20 protein-coding genes are annotated in these 22,756 nt (G+C 71.4%); 13 read left to right on the top strand and 7 right to left on the bottom strand.

Features of this window, described 5'->3' with window-relative positions:
* The first annotated feature begins 120 nt into the window (after positions 1–120).
* The 9 genes from WME76_RS16065 (at position 121) to ribD (ending at position 7,435) form a co-directional block, all read left to right on the top strand.
* Positions 121–858, top strand: coding sequence for a YceD family protein (locus tag WME76_RS16065; RefSeq protein ID WP_437960977.1), 738 nt, complete (start codon positions 121–123; stop codon positions 856–858).
* Positions 859–862: 4 nt separating this feature from the next.
* Entirely contained in the window at positions 863–1,057 is a 195-nt protein-coding gene (rpmF, locus tag WME76_RS16060; RefSeq protein ID WP_020736516.1) for a 50S ribosomal protein L32, read from the top strand.
* Between the two features lie 100 nt (positions 1,058–1,157).
* Complete coding sequence (locus tag WME76_RS16055) at positions 1,158–2,153, top strand: beta-ketoacyl-ACP synthase III (protein ID WP_437960976.1); 996 nt, start codon at positions 1,158–1,160, stop codon at positions 2,151–2,153.
* 163 nt (positions 2,154–2,316) lie between these two features.
* Positions 2,317–3,258 carry an ACP S-malonyltransferase gene (gene fabD / locus WME76_RS16050; protein WP_437960975.1) on the top strand — a complete coding sequence of 314 codons (942 nt, stop codon included), beginning with the start codon at positions 2,317–2,319 and terminating at the stop codon, positions 3,256–3,258.
* Positions 3,259–3,264: 6 nt separating this feature from the next.
* Positions 3,265–4,011, top strand: a complete 747-nt coding sequence (locus tag WME76_RS16045; RefSeq protein ID WP_437960974.1) for a 3-oxoacyl-ACP reductase family protein — start codon at positions 3,265–3,267, stop codon at positions 4,009–4,011.
* Between the two features lie 153 nt (positions 4,012–4,164).
* Positions 4,165–4,413 carry an acyl carrier protein gene (acpP, locus tag WME76_RS16040; RefSeq protein ID WP_061612542.1) on the top strand — a complete coding sequence of 83 codons (249 nt, stop codon included), beginning with the start codon at positions 4,165–4,167 and terminating at the stop codon, positions 4,411–4,413.
* Positions 4,414–4,542: 129 nt separating this feature from the next.
* Positions 4,543–5,787, top strand: a complete 1,245-nt coding sequence (gene fabF / locus WME76_RS16035) for a beta-ketoacyl-ACP synthase II (protein ID WP_437960973.1) — start codon at positions 4,543–4,545, stop codon at positions 5,785–5,787.
* 24 nt (positions 5,788–5,811) lie between these two features.
* Positions 5,812–6,273, top strand: a complete 462-nt coding sequence (gene nrdR, locus WME76_RS16030) for a transcriptional regulator NrdR (protein WP_061615006.1) — start codon at positions 5,812–5,814, stop codon at positions 6,271–6,273.
* Between the two features lie 16 nt (positions 6,274–6,289).
* Positions 6,290–7,435, top strand: a complete 1,146-nt coding sequence (ribD, locus tag WME76_RS16025; RefSeq protein ID WP_437960972.1) for a bifunctional diaminohydroxyphosphoribosylaminopyrimidine deaminase/5-amino-6-(5-phosphoribosylamino)uracil reductase RibD — start codon at positions 6,290–6,292, stop codon at positions 7,433–7,435.
* A gap of 110 nt (positions 7,436–7,545) precedes the next feature.
* On the opposite strand, the gene def is transcribed toward ribD, so the two are convergent.
* Positions 7,546–8,058 (bottom strand): peptide deformylase, encoded by a 513-nt coding sequence (def, locus tag WME76_RS16020; RefSeq protein ID WP_061615004.1) that lies wholly within the window; start codon positions 8,056–8,058, stop codon positions 7,546–7,548.
* A 51-nt stretch (positions 8,059–8,109) separates the two neighbouring features.
* Positions 8,110–10,239: an ATPase, T2SS/T4P/T4SS family gene (locus tag WME76_RS16015; protein ID WP_437960971.1), complete on the bottom strand. Its 2,130-nt coding sequence runs from the start codon at positions 10,237–10,239 to the stop codon at positions 8,110–8,112.
* Between the two features lie 750 nt (positions 10,240–10,989).
* On the opposite strand from WME76_RS16015, the gene WME76_RS16010 reads away from it, so the two are divergent.
* A complete protein-coding gene (locus WME76_RS16010; RefSeq protein ID WP_061613859.1) occupies positions 10,990–11,196 on the top strand; it encodes a cold-shock protein in 207 nt (68 codons plus the stop codon).
* Between the two features lie 170 nt (positions 11,197–11,366).
* Here the strand turns inward: WME76_RS16010 and WME76_RS16005 are convergent, their stop codons facing one another.
* Entirely contained in the window at positions 11,367–12,311 is a 945-nt protein-coding gene (locus tag WME76_RS16005; RefSeq protein ID WP_437960970.1) for a metallophosphoesterase family protein, read from the bottom strand.
* A gap of 122 nt (positions 12,312–12,433) precedes the next feature.
* Entirely contained in the window at positions 12,434–13,399 is a 966-nt protein-coding gene (locus WME76_RS16000) for a formylglycine-generating enzyme family protein (RefSeq protein WP_437960969.1), read from the bottom strand.
* Positions 13,400–13,610: 211 nt separating this feature from the next.
* Between WME76_RS16000 and WME76_RS15995 the strand changes: the two genes are divergently transcribed.
* From WME76_RS15995 to fxsT, 3 genes are all read left to right on the top strand, one after another.
* Positions 13,611–15,122, top strand: coding sequence for an SIR2 family protein (locus WME76_RS15995; RefSeq protein WP_437960968.1), 1,512 nt, complete (start codon positions 13,611–13,613; stop codon positions 15,120–15,122).
* Between the two features lie 26 nt (positions 15,123–15,148).
* Positions 15,149–16,225 carry an ATP/GTP-binding protein gene (locus WME76_RS15990; protein ID WP_437960967.1) on the top strand — a complete coding sequence of 359 codons (1,077 nt, stop codon included), beginning with the start codon at positions 15,149–15,151 and terminating at the stop codon, positions 16,223–16,225.
* Between the two features lie 146 nt (positions 16,226–16,371).
* Positions 16,372–19,242, top strand: coding sequence for an FxSxx-COOH system tetratricopeptide repeat protein (gene fxsT / locus WME76_RS15985; protein ID WP_437960966.1), 2,871 nt, complete (start codon positions 16,372–16,374; stop codon positions 19,240–19,242).
* Between the two features lie 132 nt (positions 19,243–19,374).
* Here fxsT and WME76_RS15980 read toward each other — a convergent pair whose 3' ends face one another.
* From WME76_RS15980 to pdhA, 3 genes are read right to left on the bottom strand one after another with little or no spacing between them, the layout of a single operon-like run.
* Complete coding sequence (locus WME76_RS15980; RefSeq protein ID WP_437960965.1) at positions 19,375–20,700, bottom strand: pyruvate dehydrogenase complex dihydrolipoamide acetyltransferase; 1,326 nt, start codon at positions 20,698–20,700, stop codon at positions 19,375–19,377.
* 39 nt (positions 20,701–20,739) lie between these two features.
* Positions 20,740–21,723, bottom strand: coding sequence for a pyruvate dehydrogenase complex E1 component subunit beta (locus WME76_RS15975; RefSeq protein WP_437960964.1), 984 nt, complete (start codon positions 21,721–21,723; stop codon positions 20,740–20,742).
* Entirely contained in the window at positions 21,720–22,697 is a 978-nt protein-coding gene (gene pdhA, locus WME76_RS15970) for a pyruvate dehydrogenase (acetyl-transferring) E1 component subunit alpha (RefSeq protein WP_061613850.1), read from the bottom strand. The genes WME76_RS15975 and pdhA overlap by 4 nt, the downstream gene beginning before the upstream one ends.
* Between the last annotated feature and the right edge of the window lie 59 nt (positions 22,698–22,756).

The following is a 22,756-nucleotide window of genomic DNA, read 5'->3' as shown; positions in this document are numbered from 1 at the left end:
GACGGCGGCGCCGAGCGAGGAAGAGAGGGAGAGAGCAAAAGCAGCCGAGGCGGTCGTCGCTCGGTCTTGCGAGCCAACGCACCCCGCGCTAAACGCTCCGCTTTCACTGGCCCGGAACCCATGTCCCAGATCGCCGTCTCCGCCAATGACATCGACATTTCCGGCATCTCGCTGGACGTGCCGCTGCCGACCGACTGGTTGAACGCAGAGCTCGCCGACGCCGACGTCAGCGGGCGCGCGCCAGGCCATCTTTCTGCTCGCCTCTCCCGGACGGGGAACGAGATCGTCGTGCGCGGCCGCGTCAAGGTGCCCGTCACCACGCCCTGCGCTCGGTGCCTCTCTCCGGCCCCGCTCGACATCGACGCCGAGCTCTCTCTCCTGCTACGCCCGGCCCCCAAGGCCGAGAGCCACGGGCCGGGGCACCGGCACCGCCGCGACGACGCGGCGGGCCGCAACGGGTCGGCGAAGGCCGAGGCCAAGTCCAAGGAGCCGGAGTACGAGTTCACGGCCGAGGAGGCCGACGTCGACACGTACGACGGCGAGACGGTGGTGCTCGATCCCTTCATCCGGGAGGCCATTCTCCTCGAGATGCCGAACTTCCCCTTGTGCTCGGAAGCTTGCCCGGGTATCGGTCCTGCCGCGTCCCGAGAGGACCGCGAAGGCGGCTCCTCGACCCTCGTCGCGGGAGCGGGGGAGGAGGACGGGGCCGCTCCGGGCCTCGACCCGCGGCTCGCGCCGCTCAGCGCGCTCCGAGACAAGCTCGGACAGAAGCCCAGCGCCTCTGACAAGCGCGCGCAACCTGCCTCGACCTCCCCGGCCAGCGCCGGGACATCGAAGAAGAAGACCAAGAAGGAGTAGCTCCGTGGCCGTCCCCAAGAGGAAAACCACCCCCAGCAAGCGCGACATGCGGCGCGCCAACCACGACAAGGTGACCCCCGTCCAGCTCGTCTCTTGCGAGAACTGCGGGGAAGCCCGGCTCCCGCACCGCGCCTGCGGCGCCTGCGGGCACTACAACGGGCGCAAGGCGAAGGCGACCAAGGCGACCGCGGCCACATGACCGGGGCGGGTGCGCGGACGCCGGCGCGCGAGAACGCTGCGCCCGCGCACCTGGGCGCGGCGAGGGCGCGCGCGAACGCCGACGCGCGAGGGCCCGTCGCATGAGCGCCGCGCGGCCGAGGAGCCGCATCCTCGGGACGGGCAGCTACGCGCCCGCCCGGGTCCTTCACAACACCGATCTCGAGAAGATCGTCGACACCTCCGACAGCTGGATCAGCGAGCGGACGGGGATCCGCCGGCGCCACGTCGCCGCCGACGGCGAGGTCACGAGCGACATGGCTTCCGCCGCCGGCCGCTCGGCCCTGGCGGCGGCGGGCCTCACCGCGGCTGACCTCGACATGATCATCGTCGGGACGATCAGCGGCGATCACCCGATGCCCGCCTGCGCGGTCTACGTGCAGCAGAAGCTCGGCGCCGAGGAGATCCCCGCGTTCGACATCTCGGCGGCCTGCGCGGGCTTCGTCTACGGGCTCACGATCGCCGATCAGTTCATCTCGAACGGCGTGGCCCGGAACGTCCTCGTGATCGGCGTCGAGCTGCTCTCGCGCATCCTGAACTGGAAGGATCGCACGACGTGCGTCCTGTTCGGCGACGGCGCTGGCGCGGTCGTGCTCGGGCCTGCGTCCGACGACGGCCGGGGCATCGTCTCGACGCGGATCTTCAGCGACGGCGCGCTCGCGAACTCGCTGGTCATCCCGGGCGGCGGCACGGCCGAGCCGCTCACCGCCGAGGGCATCGAGCAGAACCGCAACAAGGTCCACATGGTGGGGCAGGACATCTTCAAGGTCGCCGTGAAGAACCTCTCCAGCGCGTCGTTGATCGCGCTCGAGACGGCGGGCATGGCGGCCTCCGAGCTCGACTGGGTCGTCGCCCACCAGGCGAACCTGCGGATCATCAGCCAGGTCGCCGCGCGGCTGAGCCTCCCCCTCGAGCGGTTCGTGCTCAACATCGAGGAGTACGGCAACACCTCGAGCGCCTCCATCCCCATCGCCCTCGACGAGGCGGTGCGCGACGGGCGCATCAAGCCGGGTCACAACGTCCTGTTCTGCGCGCTCGGCGCCGGCATCTCCTGGGGCGCATCCGTCGTCCGGATGTGAGCGGGCCATGCGGGCGCGCCGGCGTTGGGGTCGAGATCTGCGCGTCGCGGCGGCTGAGCTCGCCCGGCGCTCCTGCATGAGCGAGGCTCGGCGGGCGCCGGCCTCGTGACGTGGCTCGGGGACGGACGTCGTCCGCCTCCTCTGCTTGGACGTGAGGACAAACGTGAAAATCGCTTGGCTATTTCCAGGGCAAGGGGCGCAAGAGGTGGGGATGGGCAAGGCCCTCGCCGAGGTTTCGGCGGCGGCGCGCGGCGCGTTCGCGCGGGCTGACGCCGCGCTCGGCGAGCCGATCTCGCGGCTCTGCTTCGAGGGGCCGATCGAGGAGCTGACGAAGACGAGCAACACCCAGCCCGCCATCGTCGCCACGAGCTGCGCCGTGGCCGCGGCGCTCATCGAGCACCTGCCCAACCTCGAGCCGCCGCTCTACGCGGCCGGCCACTCGCTCGGCGAGTACAGCGCGCTGGTCGCCGCCGGCGCGCTCGAGATCGAGGAGGCGGTGCGGCTCTGCCGGATCCGCGGCAGCGCGATGCAGGAGGCCGTGCCGGCGGGCGAGGGGGCCATGGCGGCGCTCATCGGGCTCGAACAGGACGTGGTGCTCGCCCTCTGCGCGGAGGCGGCGCAGGGCCAGGTGGTCGCGCCGGCGAACTACAACGGGCCGGGGCAGATCGTGATCGCCGGCCACAGCGGCGCGGTGGCGCGGGCGGGCGAGCTCGCCGTGGCCCGCGGCGGCAAGTCTATCCCGCTCAAGGTGAGCGCCCCCTTCCACTGCGCGCTGATGCGGCCCGCGGCCGAGCGCCTGCGCCCCGAGCTCGACCGCACGCAGCTCAGTCCGCTCGCCTTCCCGGTCATCGCGAACGTCGACGCCACGCCGAACTCCGATCCGGAGCGGGTGCGCTCTCTCCTCCTGCGCCAGGTCGACGGGACGGTGCAGTGGATGCGGACGATCGAGCGCATGGCGGAGGACGGCGTCACGCACGCCCTCGAGATCGGCCCTGGCAAGGTGCTCGCCGGGCTTGTCAAGCGGATCACGAAGCAGATCAAGGTGCTCAGCGTGAGCGACATGGCGGGGATTGAGCGCGTGAGCGCGTTCCTTTCGGAGGCATAGGCATCGATGTTCGACCTTACGGGCAAAGTTGCGATCGTCACGGGCGGATCGCGGGGAATTGGGCGGGCTGCGTCCGAGGCGCTGGCGGCGCAGGGCGCGCACGTGCTCGTCAACTACGTGCGCGGCGAGGCCGAGGCGCGCGCGGTCGTCGAGGCGATCACCGCGCGAGGCGGCAAGGCCGAGGCGATCGGCTTCGACGTCGCGAACCTGCAGGCGACCGAGGCCACCATCGCCGAGGCGGCGAAGCGGCTCGGCCGGCTGGACATCCTCGTCGCGAACGCAGGGATCGCCATCGACGGCCTGCTCCTGCGGATCAAGGAGGAGGACCTCGACCGCCTCTTCGCCGTGAACGTGAAGGGCGCGATCGCGTGCGCCCGCGCCGCGACCAAGGTCATGATGCGCGCGCGCACGGGCCGTATCGTCTTCCTCTCCAGCGTCGTGGCGGAGATGGGCAACGTGGGCCAGACGGCGTATGCCGCGACCAAGGCGGCCCTGCTCGGCGTGACGAAGTCGCTCGCCCGCGAGTACGCGGGGCGCGGCATCACCGTCAACGCCGTGGCGCCCGGCTACATCGACACCGACATGACGACGACGATCAGCGCCGAGATGAAAGAGGGCCTGACCAAGATGGTGCCGCTCGGGCGTACGGGGCGAGCCGAGGAGGTGGCCGCGGCGATCGCATTCCTGTGCTCCGACGAGGCGAGCTACGTGACGGGCGAGACGCTCCGCGTCAACGGCGGAATGTACGTCTGAGCGCGACCGCCCGCGCACCTCGGAAGGCGCGCGTCTCGCTCGGAAGCAAGCGGCAAACGAGGCGCACACGAAAAAAGCGGCCGCAGGTAATTCGATGATGCAACGCTGAGGGCGATGGGCTACTAGGGGGTCCGTTTTCCCGGGAGGAATACCATGGCTGAAGGTCGCGACATCACGGCCGAAGTAAAGCGGATCATCAAGGAGCAGCTCGACGTCGAGGAGTCTCACATCAAGCCTGAAGCGTCGTTCATCGACGATCTGGGCGCCGATTCGCTGGGCCTGGTGGAGCTTGTCCTGGCGTTCGAGGAGGCGTTCGAGATCGACATTCCGGACGAGGACACGGAGAAGATCCGGACTGTCCAGGATGCGATCAACTACATCGAAGGGCACACCAAGAAGTAGCGTCCTCACCGCCCTACCGGACGCGGCGTCACCATGGAGGGTTGACGGCCACGTGGGCCAGCGAAGAGCCTGCCTCTTCGTCGAAGCACGTGTTCGCACCTCCGTGGTGGCGCTAGGGCAAAAAAAGCCATGGAACGCGTTGTCATCACCGGCATCGGGCTCGTCACGCCCAACGGCATCGGGACGCAGGCCACCTGGCAATCTTTGCTGGCTGGTCAGTCCGGTATCGGACCCATCACGCTCTTCGACGCGAGCACCTTTCCGACCCGCTTCGCCGGCGAGGTGAAGGGCTTCGTCCCGGAGGAGTACATCCCCAAGAAGAAGGTGAAGGAGATGGGGCGCTTCGCCCAGCTCTCCATCGCCGCCTCGCAGATGTGCATGCAGGACGCGGGGATCGAGCTCACCGAAGAGGACCGCGATCAGTGCGGCACGTTCATCGGCGTAGGCCTGGGTGGCCTCGAGTACCTGTACCAGCACTCGATCACCCTGAACGAGAAGGGCCCCCAGAAGGTCAGCCCCTACTTCATCCCGACGGTCATCGCCAACCTCGCCGCCGGGCAGGTGGCGATGGCGCTCAACCTGCGCGGCGCGAGCTACTGCAACACGAGCGCGTGCTCGTCGAGCGCGCACTCGCTCGGCGAGGCGTTCGAGTGGATCCGCCGGGGCCGCTCCCACATCATGCTCACGGGCGGCGCGGAGGCGACGATCACCGGCCTCGGCATCGGCGGCTTCTGCGCGATGTTCGCCCTCTCGCGGCGCAACGAGGAGCCGCAGCGGGCGAGCCGTCCCTGGGACAAGGGGCGCGACGGCTTCGTCTGCGCCGAGGGAGCCGGGTCGCTGCTGCTCGAGTCGCTCTCGCACGCGAAGAAGCGCGGCGCGAAGATCTACGCGGAGGTCGTCGGGTACGGCGCCTCGTGCGACGCGTACCACATCACGAAGCCGGCGCCTGACGGCGCCGGGGCGCAGCGCGCGATGAAGATGGCGCTCGATGACGCGCGGCTCGCGCCGGACGCGATCGACTACATCAACGCGCACGGCACCTCGACGCCGCAGGGCGACATCGAGGAGACCCGGGCGATCCTCAAGACCTTCGGCGACCACGCGGCGTCGAAGCGCCTCTGGGTGAGCTCCACCAAGTCGGCGATGGGCCACCTGCTCGGCGGCGCCGGCGGGGTCGAGGCGGCGGTCTGCGCGCTCGCGCTGCGCGACGGCAAGGTGCCGCCGACGCTCAACCTGGACGATCCCGATCCCGAGTGCACGCTGGACTACGTGCCGTTCACCTCGCGCGAGCGCCGCCTGAAGCACGTGATGTCGAACTCCTTCGGCTTCGGCGGGACGAACGTCTCGCTCGTGCTCTCCCAGTTCGAAGGCTGACCGCGCGCCGCGCTGGATGGCTCGATGAAGTGCCCATTTTGCGGCCACCTCGAGGACCGGGTCATCGACTCCCGCGCCGGCGGCGCGGGCGAGGTGATCCGCAGGCGGCGCGAGTGCGCCTCGTGCGAGCGGAGGTTCACGACGTACGAGCGCGTCGAGGACATCCTGCCGACCGTCGTCAAGAAGGACGGCCGGCGCGAGCCGTTCGATCGCCAGAAGCTCGTGCGTGGGCTCCGGATCGCCTGCAACAAGCGGCCCGTTTCCACCGACCAGATCGAGACGATCGCCGACGCGATCGAGCGCGAGGCGCAGGAGTCCGAGCGGCGGGAGATCTCGTCGACCGAGCTCGGCGAGCGCGTGATGAACCACCTGCGCACCCTGGATGAGGTCGCCTATGTCCGGTTCGCAAGCGTCTATCGCTCCTTTCGAGACATCGACCAGTTCATGGTCGAGCTTGGCAAGCTTGTGAAGGCCAAGGCGCCCTAGTAGATCCGGCACTTCGATGCCAGCGAAGCTCCCCAGCCCCGATCCCGACTTCGACGCCGCGATGATGCGCCTCGCCATCGAGGAGGCGCACAAGGCGATGCCGTCGCCGAATCCCCCGGTCGGCGCGGTGGTGGTGAACACGGCGGGGGAGGTCGTCGCCGTCGCGCACCACGCGCGCGCCGGCGAGGAGCACGCGGAGGGGCTGGCCCTGGCGACCGCCGGAGACGCGGCGCGCGGCGGGACGCTCTACGTGACGCTCGAGCCCTGCAACCACGAAGGGCGCACGCCGCCGTGCGTGGACGCGGTGCTGAGCGCCGGCATCAAGCGGGTCGTCGTCGGCGCGCCCGACCCGAACCCGGCGGTGGTCGGCGGCGGGGCGCAGCGGCTCAGCGACGCCGGGCTCGCCGTCGAGATCGGCGTCGCCGGCGCCGAGGCCCGCGCGCTGATCGCGCCCTGGACCAAGTTCATCACGACGGGGATCCCCCACATCGCGCTCAAGCTCGCCCTGTCGCTCGACGGCCGTATCGCGACCCGCACCGGGGCGTCGAAGTGGGTCACCGGCCCCGAGGCGCGCGCGAAGGTGCAGGAGCTGCGCTCGCGGCACGACGCGGTGGCGATCGGCATCGGGACCGCGCTCGCCGACGACCCCCGGCTCACGCTGCGCGAGCCGGGGCTCGCGCCGGGGGGGAAGAGCCCCATCCGGCTCGTCTTCGACACGCGGCTCCGGCTGCCGCTCCACACGCGGCTGGCGCAGACGGCGCGGGAGGTGCCGACCTGGGTGCTCACGGGCGCCGACGCGCCCGAGGCGGCCGAGCAGGTGCTCGTCGACGCCGGCTGCGTCGTCCTGCGCGCGCCGACCTCCGCCGAGGGCCGGGTCGACGTGACCGCCGCGATGCGCCTCTGCGCCTCGCAGGGGATCGTCTCCATCCTCGTGGAGGGCGGCGCCGAGCTCGCCGGCAGCCTGCTCGCGTCGCGCCTGCCGGACGAGCTGCACGCCTTCGTCGCCCCGATCCTGCTCGGCCCGCGCGGTCGGCCGGGCGCGGTCGACTGGGCCGGCCCGGACACGCCGGGCGACGCGCCCCGGATCGTCGATCCGCGCTGGGAGCTCTGCGGCCGCGACGCGTACGTCAGCGGCCCGCTCGCTTTCCCCGCGCGGAGCTGACCGGCCCGCCCCGCGGAGCTGACCGGCTCGCCCCGCGGAGCTGACCGGCCCGCCCCGCGCGAAGCGGCTCGGCCCGCCCCGCGCGGAGCGGCTCGGAACGCCCGCGCGGCTCAGCTCGCCGCTTCGGCGCCGCGCTTCTGCATCTTCCGCTGGACGATGCGCTTCTTGAGCGTGCCCATCCGGTCGATCATCAGCACGCCGTCGAGGTGATCGAGCTCGTGCTGGATGGCGACGGCGAGCAGGCCGTCGGCCGCGATCTCGAACGTCGCCCCGTCTCGCCCGCGGGCGCGGACGCGGACGCGCTCGGCGCGCTTGATGTCCTCGCTGATGCCGGGGAACGACAGGCACCCTTCGGGGCCGGTCTGCTGCCCCTCCTGGCGCACGATCTCCGGGTTGATGAACACGAGGAGGTTGCTCGGCTCGTTGTCGGCGGCGACGTCAACGAGGAAGATGCGGTGTGGCTCCCCGATCTGCGTGGCCGCCAGGCCGACGCCGGGCGCGGCGTACATGGTCTCGGCCATGTCGTCGATAAGCTTCACGATCTCGGGGGTGACGTCCCCGACCGGCTGCGCCTTCTGTCGCAGGCGCGGATCGGGATAGTGGAGGATGGTGCGGATGGCCATGGCTGCTCAACAGCATAACCTCCGTTTCAAGCGTGCGCCCGTCAAGACGATCTAGCGGTTCCTCCGGAACGAGGTCGACGTGTCGACGGTGACCCCGCGCGACTGAAGATCTTCCACGATGTCCGGCACCAGCCCGGAAGGGTGGAACGTCCCCTCGAGCGCGCCACCCGCGGCCGTCCGCTCGACCACGAACGTGAAGACGTCGCGAATCGCGATCTGCCCGTTCTCGATGGCGAGCTCCGCGATGCGGAGCACCCGGTGGCGGCCGTCGCGGAGCAGCGCGATCTCGATCGCGAGGTCGAACGACGACGCCAGCCACTCGCGCGCCGTCTCCGGCGCGATCCCGGGGCGGGTCGCGGCGATGTCGGCGGGGAGGCGCGTCACCGCCTGCCGCAGCGTCGGAGCGCGCGCCGCGGCGAGCACGCCGTCCATGCCGCAGCCGATGGCGTCCACGAGCTCGGCCGCGACGTGGCCCGAGAACGAGCTCACGACGAGCCGCTCCGGCCGGATGCGCGCGGCCGACTGCACCGCCCGCGTCCGCTCGGCCGCCGTGCTGCCGAGCGCGATCGACAGCGTGTTGGGCTGGTCGAGCACGAGCTCGTCCTCGTCCTGGAGCACGACGAACCGGTCGTCGGGCTGCGCCGCGGCCGCGAGCGCGCCGAGCAGCCAGCTCGTCCCCGCGTCGCGCGTCCCCGTGACGAGGAGGTTGCCGCGCCCGAGCACGCACTGGGAGAGCAGCCCGGCCATGGCGCGCGAGATCGTCCCGTTGCGCACCAGGTCTTCCAGCGTGACGTCGGGGCGCTGCGGCTTCCGGATCACCAGCGTGGCGGCCGCGGCCGGCGGGAGCACGGCGAAGAGCCGCCGCCCCTTCGGCAGGATCCGCTCGACGAAGCGCGCGCCCTCCTCGAGCGGCTGCCCGGCCATCCTGCACAGCCGGCGGATGACCCGCTCGACCGCGCGCTCGCTGCTGAACCCGACCTCTGCGATGACGCGCCGGCGCCCGTGCATCGCGATCACGAGGTCGTGGCGGAACACCTGGATCTCGCTCACCTCGGCGTCCTCGAGCAGGCGATCGAGCGGGCCCAGCGAGAGCAGCTCCCGCTGCGCGTCGGCGAGGAGCGCCTCGGCGTCGACCTCGGGCGGGAGCTCGCCCGCCGCGCGCGTCGCCTCCGCGCTCTCGGCGACGGCGCGCTCGAACCGCTGGGCGAGCGCGGCGTCCGGCGGCGCCCCGCCGTCGAGCGGCGCGAGGTCGACCGCGTCGGCGAGTCGATCCATGAGGCGCCCGAGCGCCCTGCGGTGCGCCACCGCCTGCGCCGAGTCGCCCTGGCCGCGGTCGACCCGGTCCGAGACGGGCGGGATGGCGCGCCGGCTGGGGATGGGGACCACGCTCGGGTGGACGGCGACGTTCGCGGCGCCTTGCGGCGGCACCGCGACGGTGTTCGCGGCGCCCTGTCCCGGCAGCGGCGTCGCGGTCGGCGACGGGCGCGCCATCTGCGCGGTCGGGTTGCCGGGGTAGACGCCGCGGGCGTCGCGCGCCGCCGGTACGTTGGGCGTCGCCGGCGGGACCGGCAGCGGCGGAACGGACGCGCCGCCCGGCGATCCGGGCCCCATGGGCGGGCGGGGCGAGGGGATGCGCGGCGGACCGGGGACGGGCGCGGCCGCATCGACGGACTCGTCCGGATCGTTCTCGAGCGGGAAGTGGCTGATCACGCCCTGTCCGGTGCGCGACGGCTCGCCCTTCTCGTTGATCAGCGGCAGCGGCGCCGACCGGTGCAGCCCCTTCTCGGCCGACGGCGGCGCGCGGTCGGCCAGGTGCGCCGGATCGCCCGGGCCCATCTCCTCCGGCACGCGCGCCGGAGGCGCCGTGCTGTCCGGAGGCGCCGTGCCGGCGGCGGCCGTCTCGATCCTCAGCACGAAGTCGCCGATGTAGATCTTGTCGCCCTCGCGGACGATCGTCGCCTGGGCGATCTTCCGGCCGTTGACGTACGTGCCGTTCGTGCTCTTGAGATCGGTGACGATGAAGCGCCCGTCGCGGAACAGGAGCCGGGCGTGCCGCTTCGACACGTTGCCCTTCGGCAGCATCAGGTCGTTGCCCTGCACGCGACCGACGTTGATCTCTGTCCGGTCGAAGGTTTCGCGGCGCTCCGCGCCCCCTTTCTCGCTGATGATCACCGAGAACATCTCGTCGCCTCGCGGGGCCAGGGCGGAGGTGAGACCCGATGCCCTCGCCACGCCATACGAGCAAGCTCGAACAGACATGTCAACGAGATGCCTGCGATTCCTGCCGCCGGGCGCCGAGCGGGCGGAGCCGAGGCCCGCGTCGACCGCGCGCGAGGGGGCGGCGCGGTCGAGCGCGCGGTCGACGCGCGCCGGTCGGCCGTGGCATCGGGGCGGGCGCGACGGCATCGCGCGTCCGGAGCGCGATGACCGTTGCGTGACGTCGCAAGACCACGATGGAGAGGGCGACGCCACGCACGGCCGACGTACAAGGCTCTTCGATAAGAGCGCAAATCTTGACGGCCGCGCGAATTGCGCTTCGCAGCGAGCGCGTCATCGATGGTGCTCGCGTGCTCGCTGTCAGGAGTTGCTGTACGGCGGAGCATTCTCGTCCGGATCTGCTGCAAGGCGAGACTGCCGGTGAGCCGGCCACTGCCTCGCGCGCGCGCGGATCGAGCCATCATCGCTTGACCTTGGCGCGTCGAGCCGTTTACGTTGGCGCCCGCTCGGACCGGGGAGAATCGTCGAAGTTACCGCGCACGCACAGAAACCAGCGTCTGGGCAGCCGCCCTGCGCAAGTTAATTCGTCCTCAGAGGGGGGTTTGCTGGAACCAGCCAAGCCCGCATCGGGAAACAGGGACCGCAGCCCGCGGTCTACTCCCGACTCCCAGCCTGCGCGCCTCGGGTAGCGACGAGCTCTGAAGTGGAGGAAATATGGCAGTTGGCAAGGTAAAGTGGTTCAACGATGAGAAGGGTTGGGGCTTCATCAAGCAGGAGACTGGCCCCGATGTCTTCGTTCACTATTCGCAGATCAACGGGGAGGGTCGCCGCCGTCTGTTCGAGGACGAGACCGTTGAATTTGAGATCAAAGAAGGTCCCAAAGGTCTCCAGGCGGTCAACGTGATGCGCGCCACCGCCTGATTCGCCTCCTGACCAGCGCCCCACCGGACTGCCCGCGCAGCGCTCCGCTGCGCTCGATCCACCTTACCTCCGAGCCCGAACATCGCGCGCCCGCAAGGCGGGTTTCTGCGCGTGGCGGATGATCTGCGCGCCGCTCCGGTGGGGCGCTCGGCAGAGCGCCCCAGGCACGCTCATCGCTGGGGGACCGCGACCTCGCGAAACGTCTCTTGACCGGGGACGAAGCGGTGGGAGCTGATGCCCTTGATCGCCCCTGCATCGTCGACCTCGTAGACGTTGAACCCGGCCATCCGCTCGTCGCTGTCGTGGAGGAGCGAGGCGCTGGCGGCGCCCACGGCGTCGATGTGACCGCGCTCGGTGTGCAGCTTGCGGTGGATGCGCCGGTGCAGGTGCCCGTGCAGCAACAGGCCTCGGCTGACATGCCGGAGCAGCCGCCCCTCCGCCGCGGCGTCCCCCAGGCCTTCCAGCAGCGTCTTCGCCCGGCTCGTCGGGTTGTGGAACGGGTGGTGCTGAAGCACGATCGGCGTTCGCCGCCGCACCTCCGGGTGCGCGAGCACGCGCTCCAGCGCGCGTAGCTGGACGGCGCCGAGCCGCCCCGAGGCCACCAGCGGAGGACGGGGCCACGCGGTCGAGAGGCCGATGAACGCCACGGGGCCGCGCAGGTGCACGAAGGGGAACACCGAGCCTCCGTCATCGCGGGCGGCCCCGCCTCCGTCGTTCTTCCCCGGCGCGTCGAGGGGGAGATCCGAGCGCAGGTACGGCGCGAAGTACTGCGAGAACCGCTGCGAGCGGTGCGCGCCCTTCGTGTACGCGTCGTGGTTCCCCGGGACGATGCTCACCCGCTCGGGAGGAAGCCCGAGCTCGCCCTGCAAGAAGTCACGGACGAGGACGAACTCCCGCTCGAGCGCGAGGTTCGAGACGTCGCCCGTGATGACGACGTGGTCCACGCCGAGCCGCCGGATCTCCTTCGCCGCCGCGTGCACCGCGTGCGGCTTGTGGATGGCGCGGCGCCGGAAGCGGAGGTTGATGTAGCCCGTGAGCCGCTTGTTCAGGAGCCGGAACGGGATGGCCCCCTCGAGGGACAGGAGGTGCAGGTCAGAGAGGTGCGCGATCCTCACGGGCGCCAGTATGGGCCCTTCCCGCGCCGCGGCCAACCGCCGTGCGGGCTCATCGCGCGCTGCCCACATCACCCGCGCGACCCGCGCGCCCGTCGCCCGCCGCGCATCGCCCACGCGGCGGCTCAGGCGTCGCGCGCGCAGCGGAAGCCGCGCCACGCGCGGCGGCTGGTCGGCAGATCGTGTCCCCGCGCCGCGCCGCGCAGCCAGGGTCGACCCTGGATGTAGCTGCCGCCCCGCAGCACGCGCTCCTCCCCCATGTCGGGACCTCGCGGGTCCTTCGCGCTGCCGGCTGGATACTCGGGATGGTAGTAATCCGCGACCCACTCCTCGACGTTGCCGGAGAGATCGTCGATGCCGTCGGGGGTCCGCCCGGCGACGAGCGCGCCCACGGGAGCGAGCTCGAGGAAGCCGTCGCCGTCGTCGAGCTCGTCGAACGACAGCCGGCCGTGGTTCGCATGGAAGGGGTTGTAGACGTGGCCCCAGGGATAGCGACGACCGGCGACGCCGCGCGCCGCCCGCTCCCATTCGGCCTCGGTCGGAAGGCGACCGCCGGCCCAGGCGCAGTAGCGCTGCGCGTCGCTCCACGAGACGAGCACCACCGGGTACTCCGGTCGATCGAAGCGCCGCCCGCCGGAGGCATAGGGCGGCTCGGTGCAGAGTCCGGCCGAGACGCACCGGCGGTAGCTGGCGACGGTCACCTCGGTGCGGTCGATCCAGAAGTCCGACAGGTACACCTCGTGCGGCACGAGCTCGTTCGCGAAGCTCGCCTCGGTCTCCTCGACGCACAGCTCTCCGGCCGGCTCGAGCTTGCAGAGCGTCACCGCGTGCGCGATCTCGACCTCGCTCGAGCCCATCGTGAAGCTGCCCGCGCGCACGAGGACGGCAGGCGGGCCGGGCGCGCGCAGCGCGACGACGCTCGCGGGCGAGCGCGCGCGCTGGCCGCCGGCGCCCGCCGAGAGCGCGGCCTCCGAGGCCGCCGGGAGGCGCGGGGCGCGCCGCGCGCGGGGAGGAGGCGCAGCCACGCCGACCATGGAGACCGCGAAAAGCGAGGCCAGCGTGGCCAGCGTGAGGAGAGCCGCCGGACGCATGTCGGAGGCGTAGCATGGTCCAGGCTCGCAGACTGTTTCCGCCTCTCCCGAGCTCGTCGAGGCGCCGGAGGGCAGTCGTCTGGGACGTCGTGAGCGCGGGGGGCCGGCCGCCGGACGCTCGATCCGGCGTCGCGCGCCGCGCGTGGAGGCGGCGCGCGACGCGCCGCAAAAGTGCGCCGGGCGCCGAGGAGCGATAGACTCGAGGGGCTCGATGTCAACCCTGATGGACAACGCGAACACGACGAGCGCGGAGGTCGACGCCGCGGTGATCGAAGAGCTCCACGAGGCGTTCGAGAGCGGAGAGCTCGTGCTCTTCGTGGGGGGAGGCATCTCGGCCGCGGCCGGGCTGCCGACGTGGCGCCAGCTCGTCGACCTGCTCGTCGAGCGGGTGCGCGAGCAGGTCGGCGACGACGTCGTGACCGCCGAGGTCGCGGCGCTCGCGCGATCGCAGCGCTACAGCGAGGCGCTCGGCGCGGCGGAGCACGCGCTCGGCGCGGCGGAGTTCAACGCCTTCGTCGAGGATGCGCTGGACGACGAGGGGCTCGATCCGCCGCGCATCGCGCTCGCGATCGCGGCGCTGCGCGGCAAGCTGCGCGCGGTGCTCACGACGAACCTCAACCACCTGCTCGAGCGCGCCTTCGGCCACGAGTGGGAGACCATGTGGCGCGTCACCGACGACGTCGCGTGGCGCCGGCGCTTCATCCTCAAGCTGCACGGCACGCTGAAGGAGCCGGGGAGCTGGGTGTTCGCGCGAGAGCGCTTCCTCGCGTCGATCGCGGCCCCCGACGTGCGCAGGTCGCTCACGGCCGTGCTCTCGAACTGCCCCGTGCTCTTCATCGGCTTCGGGCGCGCCGACGGCAACTTCGACGAGATGCTGTCGGACATCCACGCGCTCTCGGGCAGCTCGCCGCCGCCCCGCTTCGTCATCGTCCCGAGCGCGAGCCTGACGCCCTACCGCCGCACGATGCTCGCGGACATGGGGTTCCTGCTCCTGTCTTACGAGACGCCGGACGGTAGCCACGACAGGGCCCTCGAGATCCTCGAGCGCATGAGCGAGCCCCGCGCGCGCGCGGCGACGACGACATCGCGCCCGTCGCGCTCGATCCTGCCGCCCCCGATCCCCGACCTGGAGCTGCCGCCGTCGTCGTCGCCGCTCGGCTTCCCGGCCTACGAGCTCCCGCCCGACTCGGCCGGCTACGACGACACGGTCACGATGCCGGGGGCGCTCGGCGCGCCGCGGCGCGATCGCGCGTCCGAGCCGCCGGCGAGCCCGATCGAGGTGTTCTTCTCGTACTCGGAGAGCAACCGCGAGCTGCGCGACAAGCTCGAGACGCACCTCGCCATCCTCAAGCGCAAGGGCGTCATCCGCGGCTGGCACGACGGCGAGATCGGCGCCGGCGAGGAGCGCGACAGGGCGCTCGCCGAGCACCTCGAGACCGCGCGGGTCATCCTCCTGCTCATCAGCGCGGATTTTCTCGCGTCGGACTTCTGTTACGACGTCGAGATGCAGAAGGCGATCGAGCGCCACGAGCGGGGTGAGGCGCGCGTCATCCCCGTCATCCTCGACGCCTGCGACTGGGAGGGCGCGCCGTTCGGCAGGCTGGCGAGCCTGCCGCGTGGCGGGCGCCCCGTGACGAGCTGGGTCAACCAGAGCGAGGCCTTCACCGACATCGCCAAGGGCATCCGAAAGCAGGTCGAGCAGCTCACCCAAAACCCCCCGTAGGCTCACCGACGCCCGGCGCCCAGCCGGTGAGCCAATCCGAGGTGCCACCGCCGCCCGGGATCTTCAGCGTCCCGGCGTGGAGCAGCCGAAACCTGGCTGCGCGCGAGGATCTGCTTGCCGAGATCGGCGCCACGCTCGCGAAGCGCGGCGTCGCGCCGCTCTGCGGGCTCGGCGGCACCGGCAAGACCAAGCTGGCGATCGAGCATGCGTACCGCAACGCCGGCGCCTACGACATCGTCTTCATGATCGACGGCCAGAGCCCCGCGACGATGGACGCCGCGTTCATCGCGCTCGCCGCCGAGATGCGGCTGCCCGATCACGAGCTCCTGGATGCGGCCCGCGCCGTCGCCGCGGTGCGCAGCAGGCTCGGCCGCCGTGGGCGCTGGCTCCTCCTGTTCGACGGCGTGCGCGATCCGATCGAGGTCGAGCCCTACCTCCCGAGCGTCTCGCACGGCGGCCACGTGATCGCGACGTCGCAGAACCCGATCTGGCGCGGGCTCACGACGGTGAACGTCCGCGGCATCGAGCGCGCCGAGTCGGTGAGCTTCCTGCTCCGGCGCACGGGCGAGACCGACGCAGAGGCGGCCGACGCGCTCGCGGAAGAGCTCGGCGATCTGCCGCTCGCGCTGGCGCAGGCCGGCGCGTACATCGAGGAGACGGGGCGCCCGCTCTCGGAGTACCTCGCGCTGTTCCGCCAGCGCCCGGCCGCGCTCCTGGAGCGGCCGGTCAGCTTCCCGGTGACGGTGGCGACCGCGTGGGAGAGCGCGCTCGCCGCCGTGTTCAGCCACCAGGCCGCGGCGGAGCTCCTCAGCCTGTGCTCGTTCCTGCCGATGGACGCGATCCCGCGACGGGCCCTGAGCGAGTACGACCCGCTCGCGCTCGACGACGCGATCGCGGTGCTGCGGCTGCACTCGCTGATCGAGGTGCGGCTGCAGACGCTCAGCGTCCACCGCCTCGTGAAGATCGTGGTCCGCAACCAGCTACGACGGGACGACCGTCGGCAATGGATGGAGGCGGCGCGCCGCATCGTCCAGGCTTCCGGCAGGTTCTTCCCCAGCACGGAAGAGGAACGCGAAGGTAGGACGGAGCCGGATTCGGGGTAGGGCACACCCCCGGAAGAAGATGGAGGTTCGACCCACATGTATCCGCCGAGAGCGTCATATACCGTCTCTTCCTGGGTCTTTCCCGACCGCGTATTCTCGTTGCGCTTCAGGTCCGTCGTGAGACCTTAAGGCCCGCGAGAGGAACTATGGTTGCCTTGGCGACGAGCCCCGCCGACGTGTTCTTCTCCTACTCCCCGAGGGACGAGGACCTGCGGCCCAAGCTCGAGACCCACCTCGACGCGCTCAAGCGGCAAGGGGTCATCCGGACGTATCAAGGCTTCGCGCTCGGCGGAGGGAAGGAGCGGCGCGAGGTGATCGCCGCGCGGCTGCGCGAGGCCCGGGTGGTGCTGCTGCTCGTGAGCGCGGACTTCCTCTCCGCCGATGGGTGGCTCACGCCGGAGATCCGGGACGCGCTCGCCCGGCACGACGCGGGCGAGTGCCGGGTCATCCCCGTCGTCCTGCGCCCCTGCGCCTGGGAGAAGACGCTGCTCGGCAGGCTGCAGCCGCTCCCGAACCGCGCGCGGCCGGTGACGAGCTACCCCAACCAGAGCGAGGCGTTCACCGAGATCGCGAAGGGGATCCGGAGCGCCGTCCGCGAGACGGAGCCGCCGACGCTGAGGCCGGTCACCCGGCGGCCGTCGAGCTCGCCCGACGCGGAGCCGCACATCAAGAAGCTGCCGCCGCGCAACCCGGGCTTCACCGGGCGCGACCGGCTCCTCGACGAGCTGCGGAGCGCGCTCACCACGGGGGGACCGGCGGCGCTCACGCAGGCGATCAGCGGCCTCGGCGGGATCGGCAAGACGCAGGTCGCCGCGGAGTACGCGCACCGGTACGCGAGCCAGTACAACGTCGTCTGGTGGGTCCGCGCCGAGGAACCGGCGACGGCGGCCGAGGACTTCGCCCGCCTCGCCGCGGCGCTCGACCTGCCGGAGCAGAACGAGGCCGACCAGCGGATCGCGATCGAGGCGGTCCGCTCCTGGCTGTCGCGCAACGACAGGTGGCTGCTCGTCTTCGACAACGTCAACGACCCGAAGGACGTGGCGCCGTACCTCCCGCACCCGCGCACCGGCCACATCCTGATCACCTCGCGGAACCCGAGCTTCCGCGGCATCGCCACGCCGCTCACCGTGCCGGCGCTCGATCGCGCCGACTCGGTGAAGTTCCTGCTCGGCCGGACCGGGCAAAGCGACGAGCGGGCCGCGGAGAAGCTCGCCGAGACGCTCGGCGATCTGCCGCTCGCGCTGGTGCAGGCGGCCGCGACCATCAAGGAGACGAGGTCGTCGATCGCGACGTACCACGCCGTCTTCGGCGACCACCAGCGCGAGCTGTTGCTCCGCGGCGTGCCGATGGATTATCCGACGCCGGTCGCCACCACCTGGGGCCTCGCGTTCCAGGAGGCGCATCGCTTCTCCCCCGTCGCCGTCGATCTCCTCAGCCTGTGCGCGTTCCTCGCGCCCGACGACATCCCGCGCGAGGGCCTCGCCGACGCCGCGCCGCACCTGCCGCCCGCGCTCGCGGAGGCGCTGAGCGATCCGCTGATGCTCGACGAGGCGGTCGCCGCGCTCCGCCGCTATTCGTTCATCGACGTCCACGAGGGCGCGCTCTCGGTGCACCGGCTCGTCCAGGCGGTGGTCCGCGATCGCCTCGCGCCCGAGGACCGGCGGATGTGGGCCGAGGCGGCGGTGCGCCTCGTGGACCACGCGTTCCCCGAGAGCAGCGACGACGTGGAGACGTGGCCGTTCTGCGCCCGCTGGCTGCCGCACGCGCTCGCCGCGGCGAGCCAGGCCGAGGCCCACGACGTCGCGAAGGAGGTGCGCGGGCGGCTGCTCGCCAGGTTCGCGGTCTACCTGCAGGGGCGAGCGGCGTTCGCGGAGGCGAAGGGATACCTGGAGCGGGCCCTCGCGCTCCACGAGGCGGTGTTCGGCCCCGACGATCCGAAGGTCGCGGCCGTGCTGCGCAGCCTCGGCAGCGTCCTCCACGACCTCGGTGATCTCGGCGGCGCGCGCGCCCACCTGGAGCGCGCGCTGGCGATCGACATCGCGAGCGTCGGCCCCGATCACCCGGACGTCGCGCGCGACGTGAACGACCTCGGCAGCGTGCTCATGGATCAGGGCGACCTGCCCGGCGCCCGCAAGCACCTGGAGCGCGCCCTCGCCATCGACGAGGCGACGTACGGCCCCGACGACCCGAGCGTCGCGATACGGCTGAACAACCTCGGCGCGCTGTTCCGCGATCTCGGCGATTTCGCGGGCGCGCGCGTGCACCTCGAGCGCGCGCTCGCGATCGACATCCGCGCCTACGGACCGGACCACCCGACGGTCGCGATCGGCCGCACGAACCTCGGACGGCTGCTCCACGACCTCGGCGACCTGAAGGGCGCGCGCGAGCAGTTCGAGGAGGCGCTCAAGATCGATGAGCACAGCTACGGCTGCTACCACCCGCGCTTCGCGCTGGCGCTGAACAACCGCGGGCGCGTGCTGCGCGATCTCGGCGACCTGGCCGGGGCGCGCGCCGACTTCGAGCGCGCGCTCGCGATCGTCGAGGACACGTACGGCCCGGATCACCCGGACGTCGCGCGGGACATCAACAACCTCGGCAGCGTGCTGCGCGATCTCGGCGACCTCGAGGGCGCGCGGGCGAACTTCGCGCGCGTGCTGAAGATCGCCGAGGCGACCTACGGCCCGGATCACCCCGCGGTGGCGATCGGCTGCAACAACCTCGGCAGCGTGCTGCAGGCGCTCGGCGAGCTGCCCGGCGCGCGCGAGCAGCTCGAGCGGGCGCTCGGCATCGCGCAGGCCACCTACGGCCCGGATCACCCGGTCGTGGCGAGCATCGTGAACAACCTCGGCCGCGTGCTGCAGGCGCTCGGTGACTTATCAGGCGCATGGCAGCAGATAGAGCGCGCCGTGGCGATCGCGACGAAGGCGCTCGGGCCGACGCACCCGTCCGTGCAGATCTTCTCGCGGAACCTGGCGCGCCTCGGCGACGCGCTCGGCGGCGGCGCCGAGGCGACCTGAGCGCCCGCTGGGCGAGCGCGCGCCGCTCGCGCTCCAGGCGGTTCCGCGACGCGCGGCGCGCGAGGGAGAGGACGCCGGGGGAGGGGGCCCGGCGTCCTCTGCGTGCTGGCTGTCCTTGCGCGGAGTGAAGAGCTAGCCGACCAGGATCTGCGTCGGGTGCTCGAGGAGCTGGCGCAGGACCTTGAGGAAGGTCGCGCCGACCGCGCCGTCGACGACGCGGTGATCGCACGAGAGCGTCATGCTCAGGCGGCGGCCCGGCACGATCTGCTCGCCGCGCACGACGGGCTCGCGGCGGACCTGGCCCACGGCGAGGATCGCGCCCTCGGGGGGGTTGATGACCGCCCCGAAGTTGTCGATCCCGTACATGCCGAGGTTCGAGATCGAGAACGTGCCGTTCGCCATCTCCTCGGGCCGCAGCTTCTTCGCCTTGGCCCGCCCCGCGAGCTCGCGCACCTCGGCGGCGATCTCGAGCACCTGCTTACGGTCCACGTTGCGCACCACCGGCGTGACGAGACCCTCGGGGACGGCGACCGCCACCGAGATGTCGACGCGCCGGTGAACGAGGATCGCGTCCGAGGTGAACTGCGCGTTGCACTCCGGCACGCGCACGAGCGCGATGGCGCACGCCTTGACGAGCAGGTCGTTGAAGCTGACCTTCGCCGGCTTCTCGCCCTCGGCGGCCGTCGCCGCGAGGTCCGCGTTGATCTGCTCGCGCAGCCCGTTCAGCGGATCGGCGTCGACGTCGATCGAGAGGTAGAAGTGCGGGACCGTCTGCTTGGACTCGGTGAGGCGCCGGGCGATCGCCTTACGCATCATGCTGAGCGGTCGCACCTCCGGCGCGGCGAGCTCGCCCGGCGCGGCCGCCGCGGGCGCCGCCGCGGCCGGCGCCGGCTTCAGCCCCTCGAGGTCGCGGGCGACGATGCGCCCGCCGGGCCCCGTGCCCGCGACGTTGCTCAGGTCGAGCCCGCGCTCGCGGCCGAGCTTGCGCACGTAGGGCGACGCCTTCACGCGTCCGTCGGAGGACGGCTGCGGCGCTGCCGGCTGCGTGGGCGGCGAGACCGCCTCGCCGCGCGCCGCGGGCGGCGGGGCCGTCACGGGCACGTCGCCGCTCGACGCCGCGGCCGCCGGTTCCGGGGCGCGCTCCCCCTTCGGTTGAGGCTCCGGCGCGCTCTGCTTCTGCGCCGGAGCACCGCCGCCGGCGAGGCCGCTTATGTCCTCGCCCGGGGCGCCGAGGATCGCGACAGGCTGGCCGAGCTGAACCACGCTGCCCGCAGGCACGAGGATCTTGAGCAACGTCCCTCGATCGAAGGACTTGTACTCCATGGTCGCCTTGTCGGTCTCGACCTCTGCGAGCAGATCGTCGATGTCGATCGCGTCGCCTTCCTTCTTGTGCCAGGCACTGATCTGCCCCTCCTCCATGGTCGGGGACAGCTTCGGCAGTTCCAGAACCTTCGCCATGGGTCTATCAACCTTGATCGGGGATGTGCGTCCGCTCAGTCAGCTTTTGTAGAGAACGCGGTGAACGTTTTCGATGATCCGCGCCGCCTGCGGGATCACGTACTGCTCCAGCCGTGCGTTGTAGGGCATCGGGACGTCGAGCGTCGTCGCGCGCAGCACGGGCGCGTCGAGCTCGTCGAACGCGAGCCGCTGGATGCGATCGGCGACCTCCGCGCCGACGCCGCCGTACGGCCAGCCTTCGTGCGCCACGACCGCGCGGTGGGTCTTGGTGACGCTCCGCACGATGGTCTCCTCGTCGAGCGGGCGCAGCGATCGCAGGTCCACGATCTCGGCGCTGATCCCCTCTTTCTCGAGCTCGGCGGCCGCCTCGAGCGCCACGTGCACCATGCGGCTCCACGCGATGATCGAGACGTCCGTCCCCTCGCGCACGATCGAGGCGACCCCGAGCGGCACGATGAAGTCGGGGTCGTCCGGCACCTCGCCCTTCACGCCGTAGAGCGTCTCGCTCTCCATGAAGAGCACCGGGTTATCGTCCCGGATCGCCGACTTGAGGAGCCCCTTCGCGTCGGCCGGCGTCGCCGGCGCGAGCACCTTGAGGCCGGGGATGTGCGCGTAGAAGTGCTCCATCGAGTGCGAGTGCTGCGAGCCGACCTGGCGCGCCGAGCCGTTCGGCGCCCGCAGCACGAGCGGGATGGTGAGCTGCCCGCCGGACATCTGCCGGAGCTTCGCCGCGTTGTTGAGGATCTGATCGAACGCCACGGCGGAGAAGTTCCACGTCATGTACTCGACGATCGGCCGGAGCCCGACCATCGCGGCGCCGATCGAGATGCCGGTGAACCCGCTCTCGGTGATCGGCGCGTCGATGACGCGCTTCGGGCCGAACTTGTCGAGCATCCCCTCGGTCACCTTGTAGGCGCCCTGGTAGTGCCCGACCTCCTCGCCGACGAGGTACACCCGCTCGTCGCGCTCCATCTCCTCGATCATGGCGGCGCGAACCGCCTCACGGAATCTTAGGACGGTCATCGCGCAAAAGGTCCTGCATAGGTTGTGGGCTCGAGCACCTCGGGCCCGGGTTCGGGGCTCTCCTCGGCGAAGCGGACCGCATCGGCGATCTCGTCTTCCACCTCTCTCTCGATCGCCTCGAGGGCCGCCTTGTGCCCCTTCTCCTCGAGCTCGACGCGCGAGCGCAGGAGCACGTCCTTCTTCTTTCGCTCCTCGAGCTCCTCCTTCGTCCGGTACTTGCCGGGATCGCTCATCGAGTGGCCGCGGAAGCGGTACGTCCTGATCTCGACCAGCGTCGGCTCCGAGTGCGTGCGCGCCCGCGCGATCGCCTCGCCGAGGCGGTCGCGCACCTGGAGCACGTGCTCCGAGTTGAAGCGGTCGCGCTCCATCCCGTAGGCGAGCGCCTTCTGCGAGACGTCCTCGACCGAGAGCGTCCGCGAGAGCGGCGTCCCCATCGCGTACTCGTTGTTCTCGCAGACGAAGACGATCGGCAGCTTCCAGAGCGCCGCGAGCGACATCCCTTCGTGGAAGTCGCCGATGCTCACCGCGCCCTCGCCGAAGAACACCATCGAGACCCGGTCCTCGCCGCGGTACTTCGACGCGAACGCCGTCCCGACGGCGATCGGGATGTGGCCGCCGACGATGCCGTAGCCGCCGAGCATGTTGTGCTCTTTGTCGAAGAAGTGCATCGAGCCGCCGAGCCCCTTCGAGCACCCGGTGACCTTGCCGTAGAGCTCGGCCATCGCGGCGCGCGCGCTCATGCCGCGGGCGAGCGCGAGGCCGTGATCGCGGTAGGTCGTCATCACGTAGTCATCGGGGCGGAGCGCCGCGGTCGCGCCGACGGCGATGGGCTCCTGACCGATGTAGAGATGAAGGAACCCACCGATCTTGCTCTGCGCGTAAGCGCGGGCCGCTTCTTCCTCGAAGCGGCGTATCTGGAACATCTTTCGGTAGAGCGACAGATGGAGATCGTCGCCGTTTGTCTGGGTAGTCATCGCGGAGATCTCAGGGGGCAAGGCAGCAATTCAGACAGTCGCCAGCGCGGCGATCGGCG

This window comes from Sorangium sp. So ce119, from assembly GCF_051524405.1.
Classification (GTDB): Bacteria; Myxococcota_A; Polyangia; order Polyangiales; family Polyangiaceae; genus Sorangium; species Sorangium cellulosum_G.
The sequence above is the reverse complement of the archived record's forward strand: the minus strand, read 5'-3'. Positions and strand labels throughout refer to the sequence as shown.

What these genes read in the sequence shown, in the direction of transcription:
- WME76_RS16065 (WP_437960977.1), top strand. Translation starts at nt 121, where the DNA reads ATGTCCCAGATCGCCGTCTCCGCCAATGACATCGACATTTCCGGCATC.
- WME76_RS16055 (WP_437960976.1), top strand. Translation starts at nt 1,158, where the DNA reads ATGAGCGCCGCGCGGCCGAGGAGCCGCATCCTCGGGACGGGCAGCTAC.
- WME76_RS16045 (WP_437960974.1), top strand. Translation starts at nt 3,265, where the DNA reads ATGTTCGACCTTACGGGCAAAGTTGCGATCGTCACGGGCGGATCGCGG.
- acpP (WP_061612542.1), top strand. Translation starts at nt 4,165, where the DNA reads ATGGCTGAAGGTCGCGACATCACGGCCGAAGTAAAGCGGATCATCAAG.
- fabF (WP_437960973.1), top strand. Translation starts at nt 4,543, where the DNA reads ATGGAACGCGTTGTCATCACCGGCATCGGGCTCGTCACGCCCAACGGC.
- nrdR (WP_061615006.1), top strand. Translation starts at nt 5,812, where the DNA reads ATGAAGTGCCCATTTTGCGGCCACCTCGAGGACCGGGTCATCGACTCC.
- ribD (WP_437960972.1), top strand. Translation starts at nt 6,290, where the DNA reads ATGCCAGCGAAGCTCCCCAGCCCCGATCCCGACTTCGACGCCGCGATG.
- def (WP_061615004.1), bottom strand. Translation starts at nt 8,058, where the DNA reads ATGGCCATCCGCACCATCCTCCACTATCCCGATCCGCGCCTGCGACAG.
- WME76_RS16015 (WP_437960971.1), bottom strand. Translation starts at nt 10,239, where the DNA reads ATGTTCTCGGTGATCATCAGCGAGAAAGGGGGCGCGGAGCGCCGCGAA.
- WME76_RS16010 (WP_061613859.1), top strand. Translation starts at nt 10,990, where the DNA reads ATGGCAGTTGGCAAGGTAAAGTGGTTCAACGATGAGAAGGGTTGGGGC.
- WME76_RS16000 (WP_437960969.1), bottom strand. Translation starts at nt 13,399, where the DNA reads ATGCGTCCGGCGGCTCTCCTCACGCTGGCCACGCTGGCCTCGCTTTTC.
- WME76_RS15995 (WP_437960968.1), top strand. Translation starts at nt 13,611, where the DNA reads ATGTCAACCCTGATGGACAACGCGAACACGACGAGCGCGGAGGTCGAC.
- fxsT (WP_437960966.1), top strand. Translation starts at nt 16,372, where the DNA reads ATGGTTGCCTTGGCGACGAGCCCCGCCGACGTGTTCTTCTCCTACTCC.
- WME76_RS15980 (WP_437960965.1), bottom strand. Translation starts at nt 20,700, where the DNA reads ATGGCGAAGGTTCTGGAACTGCCGAAGCTGTCCCCGACCATGGAGGAG.
- WME76_RS15975 (WP_437960964.1), bottom strand. Translation starts at nt 21,723, where the DNA reads ATGACCGTCCTAAGATTCCGTGAGGCGGTTCGCGCCGCCATGATCGAG.
- pdhA (WP_061613850.1), bottom strand. Translation starts at nt 22,697, where the DNA reads ATGACTACCCAGACAAACGGCGACGATCTCCATCTGTCGCTCTACCGA.